We start from the raw sequence: 16,165 nt of genomic DNA, 5'->3' as shown, positions 1-16,165 counted from the left end.
CCGGACTCAGGCCTGCTCGCCGAGCAGCTTGCCGTCGGCGGTGGTGAAGCCCTGCTTGAAGGCGTCGATCGCGGTGGTCAGCGCGTCGGTGGTGCCCTCGGCCAGCAGACCGGTCTCGACGATGCCGGCGAGCAGGTCCTTGTGCTGCAGGCGCACGTGGTCCAGGAACTCGCGCTCGAAGCGGCGGATGTCCGCCACCGGGACGTCGTCCAGCTTGCCGGTGGTGCCGGCCCAGATGGAGACGACCTGCTCCTCGACCGGGAACGGCTGGTACTGGCCCTGCTTCAGCAGCTCGACCATGCGCGCACCGCGCTCCAGCTGGGCCTTGGAGGCCGCGTCCAGGTCGGAACCGAAGGCGGCGAAGGCCTCCAGCTCACGGTACTGGGCGAGGTCCAGGCGCAGACGGCCGGCGACCGAGCGCATGGCCTTGATCTGGGCGGAGCCACCGACGCGGGAGACCGAGATACCGACGTTCACGGCCGGGCGGATGCCGGCGTTGAACAGGTCGGACTCCAGGAAGCACTGGCCGTCGGTGATGGAGATGACGTTGGTCGGGATGTACGCCGAGACGTCGTTCGCCTTGGTCTCGATGATCGGCAGACCGGTCATCGAGCCGCCGCCGAGCGCGTCGTTCAGCTTGGCGCAGCGCTCCAGCAGACGGGAGTGCAGGTAGAAGACGTCACCCGGGTAGGCCTCGCGGCCCGGCGGGCGGCGCAGCAGCAGGGAGACGGAGCGGTACGCCTCGGCCTGCTTCGACAGGTCGTCGAAGATGATGAGGACGTGCTTGCCGTCGTACATCCACTCCTGGCCGATGGCCGAGCCGGTGTACGGGGCGAGGTACTTGAAGCCGGCCGGGTCGGAGGCGGGAGCAGCCACGATCGTGGTGTACTCCAGCGCGCCGGCCTCCTCCAGGGCGCCGCGGACGGACGCGATGGTGGAGCCCTTCTGGCCCACGGCGACGTAGATGCAGCGGACCTGCTTCTTCGGGTCGCCCGAGCGCCAGTTGTCACGCTGGTTGATGATCGTGTCGACGGCCACCGCGGTCTTGCCGGTCTGGCGGTCGCCGATGATCAGCTGGCGCTGGCCGCGGCCGATCGGGGTCATCGCGTCGATGGCCTTGATGCCGGTCTGCAGCGGCTCCTTGACCGACTTGCGGGCCATGACACCCGGAGCCTGCAGCTCCAGGGCACGACGACCGGTCGCGGCGATGTCGCCCAGACCGTCGATCGGGCTGCCCAGCGGGTCCACGACGCGGCCGAGGTAGCCGTCGCCGACCGGCACGGAGAGGACCTCGCCGGTGCGACGCACCGTCTGGCCCTCCTCGATGCCGCCGAACTCGCCGAGGATGACGACACCGATCTCACGGGTGTCGAGGTTCAGCGCGAGGCCGAGCGTGCCGTCCTCGAACTTCAGCAGCTCGTTCGCCATGACCGAGGGCAGGCCCTCGACATGCGCGATACCGTCCGCCGCGTCAGTAACCGTGCCGACCTCTTCACGCGAGGCGGCGTCCGGCTGGTACGACTGGACAAAGTCGGCCAGCGCGTCCCGGATCTCCTCCGGACGGATCGTAAGCTCCGCCATCAGGCTTCCCTGCTCTCCTAGTTTGCGATCCTCGGCCCGCCATTGAGGGCCGCAAGTATTCGACTCTCGGCCGGGTCTCTCGAACCGGCCGTACGATTTGCCGGCTCCGGTGGAGCCGGTTCCCGACCGAGGGTCGGATGTGCTTCGGGGTGCTCAGCCTTCGAGCGACTGGCGAGCGCCTTCGAGGCGGCTCGACACGGTGCCGTCGATGATCTCGTCACCGATCTCGACCCGGACACCGCCGACGACCTGGGGGTCGACGTCGATGTTCAGGTGCACCTGGCGACCGTAGAGCCGGGCCAGCGAGCCCGACAGGCGCTCCTTCTGGCCGTCCGAAAGCGGCACCGCGGTGGTGACCAGGGCCACCACGCGACCGCGCCGCGCCGCGGCGAGCCGCGAGTAGGACTCCAGGCCCTGCTCAAGGCTACGGCCACGCGGGTGGGTGACCAGGGCCGTGACCAGCCGGACGGTGCCCGCGTTGGCGCGGCCGCCGAGCAGCTTCTTGATCAGCTCCGCCTTGGAGGCGGTGCCGGCCTTGGGCTCGGTCAGCGCGGAACGCAGCTCGTGCGAGCCGCTCACCACCCGGCCGAACCGGAAGAGCTCGTCCTCGACGTCGTCCAGGACACCGGCCTTCTCGGCGGCGATGACCTCGGCGTACGCGGCCAGCTCCTCGGTGGCGTCCACCAGGTCGCGCGAGCCCGACCAGCGGGAGCGGACCAGGCCGGAGGCCAGGTCCACCGTCTCGCCGGAGACCTGGCCGGCCAGCAGCGAGGAGACCAGCTGGGCCTTGTCCTGGCCCGACCGGGACGGGTCGGTCAGGACGCGGCGCAGCGACACCTCACGGTCCAGGAGGACCGTGACGGCGGTGAGCTCCTCGGCGAGCTTGACCGCGTCCACCGAGGTGGAGTCGGTCAGGCTTTCGAGGTTCTGCCGCCCGGCGGCGAGGGCCTCGCGGCTTGCGCCGATCACTTGGCCGCACCCTGAGCAACGGCGGCCTTGGCCTCCAGCTCGTCCAGGAAGCGGTCAATCACGCCGCTCTGCCGGGTGTGGTCCTCAAGGGACTCACCCACGATGCGGGAGGCCAGCTGCGAAGCGAGCGAACCCACGTCCTGGCGCAGGGCGGCAGTCGCCTGCTTCTTGTCGGCCTCGATCTGGGCGTGGCCGGCGGCGACGATGGCCTCGCGCTGACGCTGGCCCTCCTCGCGCATCTCGCCGAGCTGGGCAGCACCCTGCTCGCGCGCCTGCTCGACGATCCGAGCAGCCTCGTGCCGCGCCTCGGCGAGCTCGGCCCGGTACTGCTCAAGCAGGGCCTGGGCCTCAGCCTGAGCGGTCTCCGCCCGCTCCATGCCGCCCTCGATGGCGTCCCGGCGCTCCGACAGCACCTTCTCGATGCTGGGGAGGAGCTTCTTGCCGAGCAGGCCGAAGACGATGAAGAAGCAGAGCAGGCCGATGATGATCTCCGGCCACGCGGGGAGGAGAGGATTCATCTTCTCCTCCTCCTGCGCAAGCTGAGCCACAATGCCCATGCTCATATCTGGACCTTCCTCGAAAGGGTCTGCGGCGGGATTACTTGTTGCCGAAGACGAACGGCATGACGATGCCGATGAGGGCCAGCGCCTCGGTCAGCGCGAAGCCGATGAACATGTTGGAGCGGATCAGGCCCGCGGCCTCGGGCTGACGGGCCATGGCCTGGACACCGTTACCGAAGATGAGACCGACGCCGATGCCGGGGCCGATCGCGGCGAGGCCGTAGCCGATGGAAGCGACGGAACCGTAGACAGTGCCCTCAGCGAGGAAGCTCATTGCAGTTGTCCTTTGCAGGGTGGTGAACCGGTGGTGATTGGCCACCGGGCGATCCGGGAGGTTGGTTCAGGGAGGGCCGAAGGCCCCCTGGCTCAGTGCGCCTCTTCGAGGGCACCGGCGATGTAGCTGCTGGCCAGCATCACGAAGATGTAGGCCTGCAGGAACTGGACCAGCAGCTCGAAGGCGGTCAGCGCAATGGTCACCACGAAGGAGACCGAGCCGTAGAGCGCGCCCAGGGTCGGGCTGAGCAGGTACCAGGAGGCGATGGAGAACATCACGATCAGCAGGTGGCCCGCGAACATGTTCGCGAAGGCTCGGACCGCGAGCGTGAAGGGGCGCACGAGAACGTTCGAGAAGAACTCGATCGGCACCAGGATGAACATGACCCAGCCGGGGATGCCCGAGGGCCAGCAGAGGTTCTTCAGACCGCCGACGAAGCCGTGCTTCTTGAAGGTCAGGGTCATGTACGTGACCCAGACGATCGCCGCGAGGCCGGCCGGGAACGCGATCGCCGCCATCACCGGGAACTGGGCGAACGGGATGATCGACATGATGTTCATCATCCAGATGAAGAAGAACATCGAGACGAGCATCGGGACGTACTTCTCGCCCTTCTTGCCGATCGTCTCCAGCACGATGGACCGCTTGACGAAGTCGTAGCCGATCTCACCGACCAGCTGCATCTTGCCGGGCACCACTCGCGGCTTGGCGAAGGCGGCCCAGAAGAAGGCGACCACCAGGAAGGAGACGATGAACGACAGCAGCATCGGCTTGTTGAACTCGATGCTGCCGATCGTGAAGATCGGCTCGAACTGGAACTCGTTCAGGCCCGGGGCCGGGAAGCCGCAGCCAGCGTCCCCGAAGTGGCAACTGCCTGAGGCGAGGGACGTGAGTTCAGCACTCACCACGGACTCCTTCGTCGTGACGCATGGTTACGGCAACCTCGGTGTGTCGGCGTGGCCTGCGGCCACGGAGCGGCACTGAAACTTGATGGGTATCTCGCCGACCCCGCGCAGCAGTGCGGCGCACCGCAGAGGGATCATCGAAGACTTCGCGGATCCGGGGGGCGATCCGTCCATGACTCGGACAGGCCAGGCCTCTTCCCGTGTTCCGTTGTTGCGACGGACGATAGCAGCCCGTCAGTGCGGCATAAACACCGCCCCCCTCGTTGGGGGGACAGTCCGGGCTCGTCACTGTTGACGCCCCGAGTCCGAAGGCTTGTCGGCCTTGTTTTCGGAGGCGTCCGGGTCGACGTAGAAGGTCTTGGCCTTGAGCGCACCGCGGACCTGGAAGCCGGTCCAGATCAGCGCGCAGCCGAGCAGGGTGAAGGCGAAGGCCTGGCGGTTGAAGAGCTCGGTGTCCTTGAAGACCGCGAGGACGATGCCCACCAGCAGGATCTGCGTCGTGTAGACCAGGAGCGCCGCGGCCATCATGATGTGCGGGTTGTTCCTGGTCAGCCGGTCGAGGGCGACCTGGCCGAAGCTGAAGAAGGCCATCACCAGCAGCGTTCCGAAGAGAGCGCCGAGCAGCCCCTTGGTGCCCGCGACGGCGAGGGAGATCACCATCGCGATGACTCCGGCGACCGCAGTGGGGATCGCGGCGCCTCGGAGGATCCGGGCGTCGTTGGACGGCATGTCGGCAACTCCGGCGGCATGTCGATGTGGCGGGGGGACGGGCACAGAACGTGGTGGGTGGCACCGGACCGGGAGGCCGCCGCGGGCCGGCCGTCTGACGACGGGGCCGTCGAGGGAGACCGACCAGGGACGGAAGTCATCCACCTGTGAGGTCTTTCGGCGTGTTCTCGGTACTCGTGAACGGTATCACAAACTATTTGATGAGAGCTTTACCATGAATGTGTGGCACCTGTCACACTGGCGGCCTAACGGTGCCGCCGTACGGGTGAAGCATCTTGACGCCGCATCAGCCTGATGCGTAGGCCGGACGGACCCTCGGTCGACCGGGCGCCGGCGTCCGGCCTGGCCCTAGTCGCGGTGCGGACCGCGCCCGCGGCCGCCGACCGCCGAGGATCCCTTGCCCAGGCCGCCGAGCAGTTCCTTGTCCTTGGCGGACAGCTCGGCCATCGGCTCGGAGGCCGGCGCGGCCGCGGCGGGCTCGCTCCCGGGCGTCGCGGCGGCGACGGCCCTGGCCGGGGTGCGGCGGCGGTAGCGCGGCGGGACGAAGGCCTGCACCGCACGCGGGGCGCGCGGGCGGAACCGCGGGGTGAGTAGCACCACCAGGCCGACCAGGCAGAGCCCGGCCAGCGTCAGCACCACCGTGCGGCCGGTGTTGGTGACCGAGAAGGCGACGGTGCCGAAGGCGATCAGCGCGGCCCAGAAGTACATGATCAGGACGGCCCGGCTGTGCGAGTGGCCGACCTGGAGGAGCCGGTGGTGCAGGTGCCGCTTGTCGGCGGCGAACGGCGACTGGCCGGCCCAGGTGCGGCGGACAACGGCGAGCAGCAGGTCGGCCAGCGGCAGCGCGATGACGGTCAGCGGCAGCAGCAGCGGGATGTAGATCGGGACCAAGGCGTGCACGGTGGCGGTCTGCGAACCGGTCTCGCTGGTGATGAGGTCCGGGTCGACGCGGCCGGTGATGGAGATCGCGGCCACCGCCAGCATCAGGCCGAGCATCATCGATCCCGAGTCGCCCATGAAGATCCGGGCCGGGTGCACGTTGTGCGCCAGGAAGCCCAGGCACATGCCGATCAGCAGCACGCTGAACAGCACGGCGGGGGCCGCGTCGGTGATCGTGTAGCCGTACCAGAGCCGGTAGGAGTACAGGAAGAAGGCGATCGCGGCGATGCAGACCATGCCGCCGGCCAGGCCGTCCAGGCCGTCGATGAAGTTCACCGCGTTGACCATGACGACGACCATGGTGACCGAGATGACCATGCCCTGGGTGGGGCTCACCGCGACCGCGCCGACCCCGGGCACCGGCAGGGTGATCACCGTGACGCCCTGCCAGACCATCACACCGGCGGCGATCATCTGGCCGCCGAGCTTCACCAGGGCGTCCACGCCCCACTTGTCGTCGAGCACGCCGAGCAGCCACATGATCCCGGCGCCGGAGAGCAGCGCCCGGATGTCGGTGCCCTGGGAGAACACCTTGCTGAGGTTGTCGAGCTGGGAGGCGACCAGGATGCCCGCGCACAGGCCCCCGAACATCGCGATGCCGCCGAGCCGGGGCGTGGGCTCGCGGTGCACGTCACGGGCGCGCACCGGCGGCATAGCGCCGGCCGCGATCGCGAACTTCCGGACCGGGCCGGTCAGCAGGTAGGTGACGGCCGCGGTGCAGAACAGCACCAGCAGATACTCACGCACCACTGGCCTCCTGCGTCACTGTCCGACGGGTGAGTACCGAAGGTACTCCCGCGCTTGTCCGGGATTCGAGGTGCGTCGCCACGGCACACACCTTATTGAGTCGGACGCCCCGGATGTGCATCGCGGTTCGCCCTGGAGGGTAGGGATCCCGGTTGCGTGTTCACCCGCGCCCGGCGAAGGCCGCCGCCAGCTCCCGGACGCGCGCTCCGGTCCGGGCGTCCGTACCCCCGCCGAGCACCCGTCCGATCAGCTCGGCGATCTCGGCGATCTCCACCTCGCCCATGCCCTGCGTGGTGACGGTGCCGGTGCCGAGCCGGATCCCGGAGGTCTCCGCGGGCGGCGCCGGGTCGTAGGGCAGCGCGCACTTTCCGAGCAGGAGTCCGACCGAGGCGCACCGGCGTTCGGCCTCGGCGCCGCTGACACCGAGCGGACCGACGTCGGCGGTCACCAGATGGGTGTCGGTACCGCCGGTCAACAGGCGCATTCCGGCCGCCGCGAGCCCTGCCGCCAGCACCCGCGCCCCCGCCACCGTGCGGTGGGCGTACCCGCGGTAGCCGGGGGTGGCGGCCTCGGCCAGCGCGACCGCCTTGCCGGCCACCTCGTTCATCGCCGCGCCGCCCTGGCTGAACGGGAACACCGCCCGGTCGATCCGCTCGGCCAGCTCGGCGGTGGAGAGCAGCAGACCACCGCGCGGGCCGCGCAGCAGCTTGTGGGTGGCCGCCACCGTGACGTCCGCGTAGGGCACCGGGGAGGGGGCCACACCCGCCGCGATCAGGCCGGTGGTCTGCGCGGCGGAGGCGATCAGATAGGCGTCCACCTCGTCGGCGATCTCCCGGAAGGCGGCCCAGTCCGGGTGCCGGGGGTGGGAGATGGATCCGGCCACGATCGCCTTCGGGCGGTGCAGGCGGGCCAGCTCGCGGACCTGGTCGAGGTCGATCAGGCCGTCGTCCTCCCGCACCCCGTACCCGACGAACTCGAACCAGCGGCCGGAGAAGTTGGCCCGCGAGCCGCAGCTGAGGTGGCCGCCGTGCTCCAGCGACATCGCCAGCACCGCGTCGCCGGGCCGCAGCAGCGCCGCGTAGGTCGCCAGCATCGCCGAAGTGGCCGAGCGGGGCTGGACGTTGGCGTGCGGGGCGGCGAACAGCTCACGGGCCCGGTCGATCGCCAGCAGCTCGGCGGCGTCCGCCAGCGCGCAGCCGGTGTGGTGGCGCCTGCCCGGGTAGCCCTCGGCGTACTTGTCGATCAGCGGGCCGCCCAGGGCCGCCAGCACCGCCGGGGTGGTGAGGTTCTCCCCCGCCAGCAGCTGGATCGTTTCGGCCCGCCGTTCGGACTCGGCGGCGAGCAGGTCGGCCAGCTGCGGATCGGCCCGGTACAGCGCCTCGGACGCCCACCGGCGCCCGGTCGTCGCGGAGGAGCCGGTCGCGGCATCGGTGACGGTCATGGCGGGGCTCCCGGCGGCGTCGGGTTGCGGGCACCTCCCGGCCGAAGGCTGGGGGCGGTCCCTCCAGCGTAGGACCGGGTGCCGTGCAAGGCCTGCCGACGCGGGGACGGTGCACCCGGCCGGGGGCCGGACGGGGGTGCCGGCGCCAGGAGGAGGGGCCGCGGGCCCCTCGCGGCGCGGGCCGTCAGTGGAGCGCGGGAACGCCGGTGAGCGCGGTGACCACCGGGTCCACCGCGTGGAATATCTCCTCGCCGCAGTTGCGGAACATGCCGATCGGCGCGCCGTACGGGTCGTGGACCTCGTCCGACTCCGGGCTGGCCGCCAGCAGCCAGCCGCGCAGCGCGGCGGCGGCCCGGACCAGTGCGCGGGCCCGCTCGGTGACGTCGGCGCCGCGGCGCGGGTCGGGCAGGGTGCCCGGGTCGATCGTGCGCACCAGCCGGGTGAACTCCTTCAGCGTGAAGGTGCGCAGCCCCGCCTCGTGGCCCATCGAGATCACCTGGGCGCGGTGGTCCAGGGTGGCGGTGAGCACCAGGTCGGCCTCGACCACGTGCTCGTCCAGCAGCTCGCGGCCGGCGAAGCCGCCGCTGTCCGCGCCGTACTCGTCCAGCACGGTCGCGGCGTGGTCCTCCATCGGCGCGCCCACGTGGCCCCAGGTGCCGGCGCTCTCCACCAGGATGCGCCCGGCCACCCGGGGGCTCAGCCGGGTGTCCAGCTCACGCCGGGTGAGCCGCTCGGCGATCGGCGAGCGGCAGATGTTCCCGGTGCAGACGAACAGGATCCGAAAGTGGTCCAGGGGCCTCGGGCCCACGCTCAGGTACGGCGATATGCCGGGCCCGGCATGGAGGGAGGCGGCCGTCAACTGCCGGCCTCCAGGTCGGGAACGACCTCCCTCAGCTGCTCGGCGCTGATCGCGCCGGCCCGCAGCAGGACCGGGACCTTGCCCGTGACGTCGACGATGGAGGAGGCGGTGGCGTGGTCGGCCGTGCCGCCGTCCAGGTAGACGGAGATGGCGTCGCCGAGCTGCTGCTGGGCCTCGTCGCAGGTGGACGGGGAGGGGCCGCCGGTCCGGTTGGCGCTGGAGACGGCGAGCGGGCCGGTGGTGTTCAGCAGCTCGATCGCGACCGGGTGCAGCGGCATCCGGACGGCGACGGTGCCCCTGGTGTCGCCGAGGTCCCAGCGCAGCGAGGGCTGGTGCCTGGCGACCAGGGTGAGACCGCCGGGCCAGAAGGCGTCGACCAGCTCCCAGGCCTGCTCGGAGAAGTCGGTGACCAGGCCGTGCAGGGTGGTCGGCGAGCCGACCAGGACGGGCGAGGGCATGTTGCGGCCGCGGCCCTTGGCGTCCAGCAGCGCGGCGACGGCCTCCGGTGAGAAGGCGTCGGCGCCGACCCCGTAGAGGGTGTCGGTGGGCAGCACGACGAGTTCGCCGCGGCGGATGGCCGAGGCGGCCTCGCGCAGACCGGTGGCGCGGTCCCCGGCGTCGGCACAGTCGTAGCGGCGGCTCATCGGTGCGGTCCCCTTCCGAGATGACTCATGACAGCGCGGCCGTGCGGGCCACGGCGCTGGTCGTTCACAGCGCGGCCGTTCGGGCGGCCGTGCTGCTCTGCTTGCCGGTCACGACGACGCCGTTCGGGCCGTCGCAGTCCGTCTGGTGGTCACAACGACGCCCTTCGGGCCGTCGTGCTCTGCTCGATCGTCACAACGACGCCCTTCGGGCTGTTGTGCTCTGCTCGATTGTCACAACGACGCCCTTCGGGCTGTTGTGCTCTGCTCGATTGTCACAACGACGCCCTTCGGGCTGTTGTGAACCGCGGGCGGTTGTTGAGGTCGCGGTGGTCGGCCGCGTCCGTCCAGCCGCCCTCCTCGTTGAAGATCCACGGGACCTGGCCGCCCTGGGTGTCGGCGTGCTCGATCACCACGGCCCCGCCGGGGCGCAGCAGCCTGGCCGCGACCCGTTCGATGCCCCGGATGGTGTCCAGGCCGTCCTCGCCGGAGAACAGCGACATCTGCGGGTCGTGGTCGCGGGCCTCGGGGGCGACGTACTCCCACTCGGTGAGCGGGATGTACGGCGGGTTGGAGATCACCAGGTCGAAGCGGCCGTCCCAGGAGCGGTCGTCCTCGAAGGCCCGGGTGGCGTCGCCCGCGTGCAGGGTGACCCGGGCCCGGTCGGAGCTCGCCTCGATGTTGCGCCGGGTGTACTGGAGCGCGCCCTCGTCCAGCTCGAAGGCGTGCACGGTGGAGCGCGGCAGCTCCTGGGCGAGGGCGAGCGCGATGGCGCCGGAGCCGGAGCAGAGGTCGACCACCAGCGGCTCGGCGACGTCCATGTCCCGGACTGCGTCTATCGCCCACTCGACGACCGACTCGGTCTCCGGCCGGGGCACGAAGACCCCGGGGCCGACCTCCAGCTCCAGATAGCGGAAGAACGCCCGACCGGTGATGTGCTGCAGCGGTTCGCGCGCCTCGCGCCGGGAGACGGCCTCCCAGTAGCGGGCGTCGAAGTCGCCGTCCTTGACGGTGTGCAGCTGGCTGCGCTTCACGTTGTGGACGTGTGCGGCGAGCTCCTCCGCGTCGAAGCGCGGCGACGGCACGCCGGCCGCGGCCAACCGCTGGGTGGCCTGGGCCACCTCGGCGAGCAGCAGGTTCATCCGTACGACCTCTTGTTTCTGCGCTCCGGCCTGGACGCCGGTCTCAGTTCTGTTGGGCCGCGGCGAGCTTGGCCGCCGCGTCCGCGTCGACGCAGGACTGGATCACCGCGTTCAGGTCGCCGTCCAGGACCTGGTCCAGGTTGTACGACTTGAAGCCCGTGCGGTGGTCCGAGATGCGGTTCTCGGGGTAGTTGTACGTCCGGATCCGCTCGGAGCGGTCCACCGTGCGGACCTGGCTGCGGCGCGCGTCGGAGGCCTCCCGCTCGGCCTCCTCCTGCGCGGCGGCCAGCAGCCGCGAACGCAGGATGCGCATCGCCTGCTCCTTGTTCTGCAGCTGGCTCTTCTCGTTCTGGCAGGACGCCACGATACCGGTCGGAAGGTGGGTGATCCGGACCGCCGAGTCGGTGGTGTTGACCGACTGGCCACCGGGGCCGGAGGAGCGGTACACGTCGATCCGCAGGTCGTTGGCGACGATCTCGACCTCGACCTCCTCCGCCTCGGGGGTGACCAGCACGCCCGCCGCGGAGGTGTGGATGCGGCCCTGGGACTCGGTGGCGGGGACGCGCTGCACGCGGTGCACGCCGCCCTCGTACTTCAGCCGGGCCCAGACGCCCTGGCCGGGCTCGGTGCCGCCCCTGGTCTTCACGGCCACCGCGACGTCCTTGTAGCCGCCGAGGTCGGACTCGTTGGAGTCGATGATCTCGGTCTTCCAGCCGACCCGCTCGGCGAAGCGCAGGTACATCCGCAGCAGGTCTCCGGCGAACAGCGCGGACTCCTCGCCGCCCTCACCCGCCTTGACCTCCAGGATGACGTCCTTCTCGTCGTTCGGGTCCCGCGGGACGAGCAGCAGGCGCAGCTCCTCCGTCAGCACCTCGCGGCGGGCCTCGGAGTCCTTCACCTCGGCGAGGAACTCGGGCTCCTCGGCGGCGAGTTCACGAGCGGCCTCGATGTCCTCGCCGGCCTGCCGCCAGGCGCGGTACACCCGGGTGATCGGGGTCAGCTCGGCGTAGCGCTTGGCCAGCTTGCGGGCGTTCGCCTGATCCGAATGGACCGACGGGTCGGCCAGCCTCGTTTCGAGGGCGGCGTGCTCGACGAGGAGCTCTTCGACTGCCTCGAACATGGAGTGGGCCTTCTTCCCGTGAGAACCGGTGGAGTGGGTGGCGCACAGGGCGCCGGGGACGCGGCCGCCGCGGCGTTCACACGCCGTGGGACGCGAACGGCGCCGGTCCCCAGCGCCCCCGGAACAAGTACGGGGGCGCCGGAAACCGGCGCCGAGGGAGCGCTAGGCCTTCGCGCTGTGCTGCTTGCCGAAGCGGGCCTCGAAGCGGGCCACGCGGCCACCGGTGTCGAGGATCTTCTGCTTGCCGGTGTAGAACGGGTGGCACTGCGAGCAGACCTCGGCGCGGATCACGCCACTGGTCTCGGTCGAGCGGGTGGTGAACTCGGCGCCGCAGGTGCAGGTCACATTGGTGACCACGTACTCGGGGTGGACGTTGGGCTTCAAGGGGATCTCCTAGGTTCGGGAGGGCACCGGGTCGGCGGCTGGAATGCCGCACGTGAACCGGGACCGACGTACCAGTCTGCCAGGACCGGCCGCTTCTTCCCAAACCGGGTCGCGTCCCGGGATATTCCGGGCCCGGATCAGCGGTCCGCGGTGGCCTTCGGAGACGGCCTGGCGGTGCCCGCGGCGCCCGTGGGGGCCTTGGCCGGGGCCGTGGCCGCCTTCGCGGGGGCCGTGGGCGCCTTCGGCGGGGCCGTGGGGGTCGCCTGGGCGGGGTTGACGGGCTGGTCGCCCAGGATGCCCGGCGGGAGCGGCTGGTCGGCCTTCAGGGCCGCCCACAGCTGTCCGGCCTGCGGCTGCTGCTCGACCACGCGGTTGGCGTCGCCGGGGGCCGTCACGACCGGCAGGGTGACCATGGTGAGCTGGTCCGGCCCGATCCCCTTCAGCTCCTCGGCCAGGCCCACCAGGGAGTTCACCGAGGCCAGCGCCGAGTCGGTGGTGATGCTGCGGGTGAGGGTGTCGCCGACCGACCAGAGCTTGACCGGGTTGGAGAAGAGCCCGATCCCGCCGGCCTGCTGGAGCAGCGACTTCACCATCTGCTTCTGGAGCTCGATCCGGCCGAGGTCGCTGCCGTCGCCGACCCCGTGCCGGGTCCGGACGAAGGCCAGCGCCTGCTCGCCGCCCAGGTGGTGCTCGCCGGCCGGCAGGTCCAGCCCGCTGTCCTTGTCGTGGATGGCCACCGCGGTGGTCACGGTGGCCCCGCCTATCGCGTCCACGACCCGGGCGAAGCCGGCGAAGTCGATCTCGACGTAGTGGTCCATCCGCAGGCCGGTCAGCTGCTCGGTGGTCTTGACGGCGCACGCGGCGCCGCCGGTCTCGTAGGCGCTGTTGAACATGGCGCGCTTGGCGCCGGCCGCCGCCCTGCCGCTCGCGTCGGTGCAGTCGGGCCGGGCGACCAGGGTGTCGCGGGGGATCGAGACGATCTCGGCGCGCGAGTGGTCCTGGTTGACGTGCACCACCATCGCGGTGTCCGAGCGGGCGGTGTCGCCGGTGTCACCGCCGGCCAGGGCGCCGTTGCCGCCGGCCCGCGAATCCGAGCCGAGCACCAGCAGGTTGAACGATCCGTCGGTGGCGGCCGGCGGCCGGGCGGTGCCCAGCCGGGCGTCGATGTCGACGCTCTTGATGTTGCCGTTGAGCTTGAAGTACGCGTAACCGGCGGCCCCGGCACCGAGGACGACCAGCGCGGCGAACGCGCACGCGGCCGTCCGCAGCAGCCTGCGGCGGCGACTCGTAACCCTCTTGTGCTCGGCCATACGATCCAGAGTAAATCGGACAACATGATCAAAAAGGTTCAAGGTGTCCCAACTCTGGAACAAACGCAGAACCCTGGACCGCTCGCGCGATCCAGGGTTCTGTGCGTGCCTACCGGTTACCTACTGTCAGTCGCCGGACCCGGGGGTCGTCTTGGCGATCTGCATCAGGAACTCGGCGTTCGACTTGGTCTGCTTCATCTTGTCCAGCAGCAGCTCGATCGCCTGCTGCGAGTCGAGCGCGTGCAGCACCCGGCGGAGCTTCCAGACGATGGCCAACTCCTCGCTGCCCAGCAGGATCTCCTCCTTGCGGGTGCTGGAGGCGTCGACGTCGACGGCCGGGAAGATGCGCTTGTCCGAGAGCTTCCGGTCGAGCTTGAGCTCCATGTTGCCGGTGCCCTTGAACTCCTCGAAGATGACCTCGTCCATCCGCGAGCCGGTCTCGACCAGCGCGGTGGCCAGGATCGTCAGCGAGCCGCCGTTCTCGATGTTGCGCGCGGCGCCGAAGAACTTCTTCGGCGGGTACAGCGCGGTCGAGTCGACACCACCGGACAGGATGCGGCCGGAGGCCGGCGCCGCCAGGTTGTAGGCGCGGCCCAGACGGGTGATCGAGTCCAGCAGGATCACCACGTCGTGGCCCAGCTCCACCAGGCGCTTGGCGCGCTCGATGGCCAGCTCCGCGACGGTGGTGTGGTCCTCGGCCGGGCGGTCGAAGGTCGAGGAGATGACCTCGCCCTTCACCGACCGCTGCATGTCGGTGACCTCCTCGGGACGCTCGTCGACCAGGACGACCATCAGGTGGCACTCGGGGTTGTTGTGGGTGATCGCGTTGGCGACCGCCTGCAGCACCATGGTCTTACCGGTCTTCGGCGGCGCGACGATCAGACCGCGCTGGCCCTTGCCGATCGGCGACACCAGGTCGATGATCCGGGTGGTCAGCACGCCCGGGTCGGTCTCCAGGCGCAGCCGCTCCTGCGGGTACAGCGGGGTGAGCTTGTTGAACTCGGGGCGGCCGCGGCCGCTCTCCGGGTCCATGCCGTTGACGGAGTCCAGGCGCACCATGGCGTTGAACTTCTCGCGGCGCTCGCCGTCGCGCGGCTGGCGCACCGCACCGGTGATGGCGTCACCCTTGCGCAGGCCGTTCTTGCGGACCTGGGCGAGCGAGACGTAGACGTCGTTGTGGCCCGGCAGGTAGCCGGAGGTGCGCACGAACGCGTAGTTGTCGAGGATGTCGAGGATGCCCGCGACCGGGATCAGCACATCGTCGTCGCCGACCTGCGGCTCGGCGGGGCCGACCTCGAAGCCCTCGCGGCGGCCACGGCCACGGCGGTCGCGGTAGCGGCCGCGGCGGCCACGGCGTCCGTCGCCGAACTCGTCGTCGTCGTAGCCGCCCTGCTGCACCTGCGGCTGGGCGGGCTGCTGGCTCTGGCGGCCCTGCTGGCCCTCGCTCTGGCCGCCCTGCTGCTGGCCCTGCTGGCCCTGGCGCTCGGGACGGTCCGCGCGGTCCCGGCGGTTGCGCCGGTCGCGACGCGACTCGCGGGAGTCGGCGTCCTGCGCGGTCTGGGCCTCGCCGCCCTCCTGGCGGCCCTCGCGCTCGCCGCCCTCGCGGCGGTCGCGGCGGTCACGGCGGTCACGGCGGGTCTCGGTGCGACCCTCCTCGCGGCCCTCGAAGCCGCGGGTCTCGGCCGGGCGGGCCTCGGCCTGCTTGGCCTCGGTGACCACCGCGGCGGGCGCCTCGGCGACGGCGTCGGCGGTCGGGGCGCCGGCGGCCGAGGTGGCCCGGCGGCGGGTGCGCTCGGTACGGGCGGGCGCGGCGGCGGCGGTCTCGGCGGCGGCCTGGACCGGGATCTCGATCTGGGCCTGCGCCTCGGCGGCCGGGGCCTCGGCCTGCGCGGCCTTGGTCCGGCGGGCCGGCTTCTCGGCCGGGGCGGCGGTCTCGGCCTTGGCCGCGGCACGCTTGGTGGCGGGCGCGGCGGCGGCGGTGCCACCGGCGGCGGCGAGCAGCGGGTCCCCGCCGCTCTTCTCCTTGATGGCCTCGATCAGCTGGCTCTTGCGCAGGCGTCCCGTGCCGCTGATCCCGAGCGTCGAGGCGAGCTTCTGCAGCTCGGCCAGGACGAGGCCGTCCAGGCCCGCGGCGGCGGTGCGACGGCGCCGGGCCGGGGCCGCGGGGGCGGCGGCTGCGTCCGACGCCTCGGCGTCCGGGCGCGCGCCCATCAGATCGGTGGTGTCGCTCACTAAGGGTCCTTCCCTGGAGCGGACGTCGGCCTGTCTGGCACGGCGACCGGTTGTGCTGTCCTGACCAACGCTCGACTGCGTCGGTCCGAGGCGGTGATCCCCCGAATGGCGGTAGCCGGTCGGGGGAGGGGCTGCGAGGTGCGGTGCGTGAAGCACGGTGGTGCTGGGTTGGCGCGGTGGGATGGTCGCGTACCGACCCTCCCCCGGCCTCCGGCCGGGTGGTACCCCCACGCTGCCTGCGAATCCCGGGCCCCGTCGCGTGACGGTGGCCCGTGCTCCGCCCGGCATGGCCTCGGAGTGGGGAGGCTGCGGGGTGGGGGTCAGGTGCCGTC

15 protein-coding genes are annotated in these 16,165 nt (G+C 71.1%); all 15 read right to left on the bottom strand.

Going from position 1 to position 16,165, the window contains the following annotated elements; genetic code table 11:
* Positions 1-6: 6 nt before the first annotated feature.
* The 15 genes from atpA to rho all read right to left on the bottom strand — a co-directional run bounded on the left by atpA (position 7) and on the right by rho (position 15,833).
* On the bottom strand, positions 7-1,581 hold the full coding sequence (gene atpA / locus ACGFZP_RS06710; RefSeq protein ID WP_392929278.1) for a F0F1 ATP synthase subunit alpha: 1,575 nt from the start codon (positions 1,579-1,581) through the stop codon (positions 7-9).
* A gap of 153 nt (positions 1,582-1,734) precedes the next feature.
* A complete protein-coding gene (locus ACGFZP_RS06705) occupies positions 1,735-2,550 on the bottom strand; it encodes a F0F1 ATP synthase subunit delta (protein WP_392929276.1) in 816 nt (271 codons plus the stop codon).
* Positions 2,547-3,107, bottom strand: coding sequence for a F0F1 ATP synthase subunit B (locus ACGFZP_RS06700; RefSeq protein ID WP_387945394.1), 561 nt, complete (start codon positions 3,105-3,107; stop codon positions 2,547-2,549). Before ACGFZP_RS06700 ends, ACGFZP_RS06705 begins: the two co-directional genes overlap by 4 nt.
* Positions 3,108-3,147: 40 nt before the next feature.
* Positions 3,148-3,384, bottom strand: coding sequence for an ATP synthase F0 subunit C (atpE, locus tag ACGFZP_RS06695; RefSeq protein ID WP_148642913.1), 237 nt, complete (start codon positions 3,382-3,384; stop codon positions 3,148-3,150).
* Between the two features lie 92 nt (positions 3,385-3,476).
* Positions 3,477-4,289: a F0F1 ATP synthase subunit A gene (atpB, locus tag ACGFZP_RS06690; protein ID WP_392929274.1), complete on the bottom strand. Its 813-nt coding sequence runs from the start codon at positions 4,287-4,289 to the stop codon at positions 3,477-3,479.
* Positions 4,290-4,574: 285 nt separating this feature from the next.
* The gene (locus tag ACGFZP_RS06685) at positions 4,575-5,018 is read right to left on the bottom strand and encodes a hypothetical protein (RefSeq protein ID WP_392929273.1); all 444 of its coding nucleotides are present in this window, start codon (positions 5,016-5,018) and stop codon (positions 4,575-4,577) included.
* 348 nt (positions 5,019-5,366) lie between these two features.
* Positions 5,367-6,704, bottom strand: a complete 1,338-nt coding sequence (locus tag ACGFZP_RS06680) for an MraY family glycosyltransferase (RefSeq protein WP_392929271.1) — start codon at positions 6,702-6,704, stop codon at positions 5,367-5,369.
* A 160-nt stretch (positions 6,705-6,864) separates the two neighbouring features.
* Positions 6,865-8,145 carry a serine hydroxymethyltransferase gene (glyA, locus tag ACGFZP_RS06675; RefSeq protein WP_392929269.1) on the bottom strand — a complete coding sequence of 427 codons (1,281 nt, stop codon included), beginning with the start codon at positions 8,143-8,145 and terminating at the stop codon, positions 6,865-6,867.
* 184 nt (positions 8,146-8,329) lie between these two features.
* Positions 8,330-8,971 carry a protein-tyrosine-phosphatase gene (locus tag ACGFZP_RS06670; RefSeq protein ID WP_392929672.1) on the bottom strand — a complete coding sequence of 214 codons (642 nt, stop codon included), beginning with the start codon at positions 8,969-8,971 and terminating at the stop codon, positions 8,330-8,332.
* Positions 8,972-9,000: 29 nt separating this feature from the next.
* Positions 9,001-9,648, bottom strand: a complete 648-nt coding sequence (locus ACGFZP_RS06665) for an L-threonylcarbamoyladenylate synthase (protein WP_392929267.1) — start codon at positions 9,646-9,648, stop codon at positions 9,001-9,003.
* Positions 9,649-9,920: 272 nt separating this feature from the next.
* Positions 9,921-10,787 (bottom strand): peptide chain release factor N(5)-glutamine methyltransferase, encoded by an 867-nt coding sequence (gene prmC, locus ACGFZP_RS06660; protein ID WP_392929264.1) that lies wholly within the window; start codon positions 10,785-10,787, stop codon positions 9,921-9,923.
* Between the two features lie 43 nt (positions 10,788-10,830).
* Entirely contained in the window at positions 10,831-11,907 is a 1,077-nt protein-coding gene (gene prfA, locus ACGFZP_RS06655; protein ID WP_392929262.1) for a peptide chain release factor 1, read from the bottom strand.
* A 162-nt stretch (positions 11,908-12,069) separates the two neighbouring features.
* Positions 12,070-12,291: a 50S ribosomal protein L31 gene (gene rpmE / locus ACGFZP_RS06650; protein WP_327680707.1), complete on the bottom strand. Its 222-nt coding sequence runs from the start codon at positions 12,289-12,291 to the stop codon at positions 12,070-12,072.
* Positions 12,292-12,428: 137 nt separating this feature from the next.
* Positions 12,429-13,601, bottom strand: a complete 1,173-nt coding sequence (locus tag ACGFZP_RS06645) for an LCP family protein (protein ID WP_392929260.1) — start codon at positions 13,599-13,601, stop codon at positions 12,429-12,431.
* Positions 13,602-13,727: 126 nt separating this feature from the next.
* Positions 13,728-15,833, bottom strand: coding sequence for a transcription termination factor Rho (gene rho / locus ACGFZP_RS06640; RefSeq protein ID WP_392929258.1), 2,106 nt, complete (start codon positions 15,831-15,833; stop codon positions 13,728-13,730).
* Positions 15,834-16,165: the final 332 nt, after the last annotated feature.

It is taken from the genome of Kitasatospora sp. NPDC048239, from assembly GCF_043202015.1.
Classification (GTDB): domain Bacteria; phylum Actinomycetota; class Actinomycetes; order Streptomycetales; family Streptomycetaceae; genus Kitasatospora.
The sequence above is the reverse complement of the archived record's forward strand: the minus strand, read 5'-3'. Positions and strand labels throughout refer to the sequence as shown.

Bases quoted from the DNA above. Each gene is read 5' to 3' on its own strand.
- atpA (WP_392929278.1), bottom strand. From the start codon at position 1,581: ATGGCGGAGCTTACGATCCGTCCGGAGGAGATCCGGGACGCGCTGGCC.
- ACGFZP_RS06700 (WP_387945394.1), bottom strand. From the start codon at position 3,107: ATGGGCATTGTGGCTCAGCTTGCGCAGGAGGAGGAGAAGATGAATCCT.
- atpE (WP_148642913.1), bottom strand. From the start codon at position 3,384: ATGAGCTTCCTCGCTGAGGGCACTGTCTACGGTTCCGTCGCTTCCATC.
- ACGFZP_RS06685 (WP_392929273.1), bottom strand. From the start codon at position 5,018: ATGCCGTCCAACGACGCCCGGATCCTCCGAGGCGCCGCGATCCCCACT.
- glyA (WP_392929269.1), bottom strand. From the start codon at position 8,145: ATGACCGTCACCGATGCCGCGACCGGCTCCTCCGCGACGACCGGGCGC.
- ACGFZP_RS06665 (WP_392929267.1), bottom strand. From the start codon at position 9,648: ATGAGCCGCCGCTACGACTGTGCCGACGCCGGGGACCGCGCCACCGGT.
- prmC (WP_392929264.1), bottom strand. From the start codon at position 10,787: ATGAACCTGCTGCTCGCCGAGGTGGCCCAGGCCACCCAGCGGTTGGCC.
- prfA (WP_392929262.1), bottom strand. From the start codon at position 11,907: ATGTTCGAGGCAGTCGAAGAGCTCCTCGTCGAGCACGCCGCCCTCGAA.
- ACGFZP_RS06645 (WP_392929260.1), bottom strand. From the start codon at position 13,601: ATGGCCGAGCACAAGAGGGTTACGAGTCGCCGCCGCAGGCTGCTGCGG.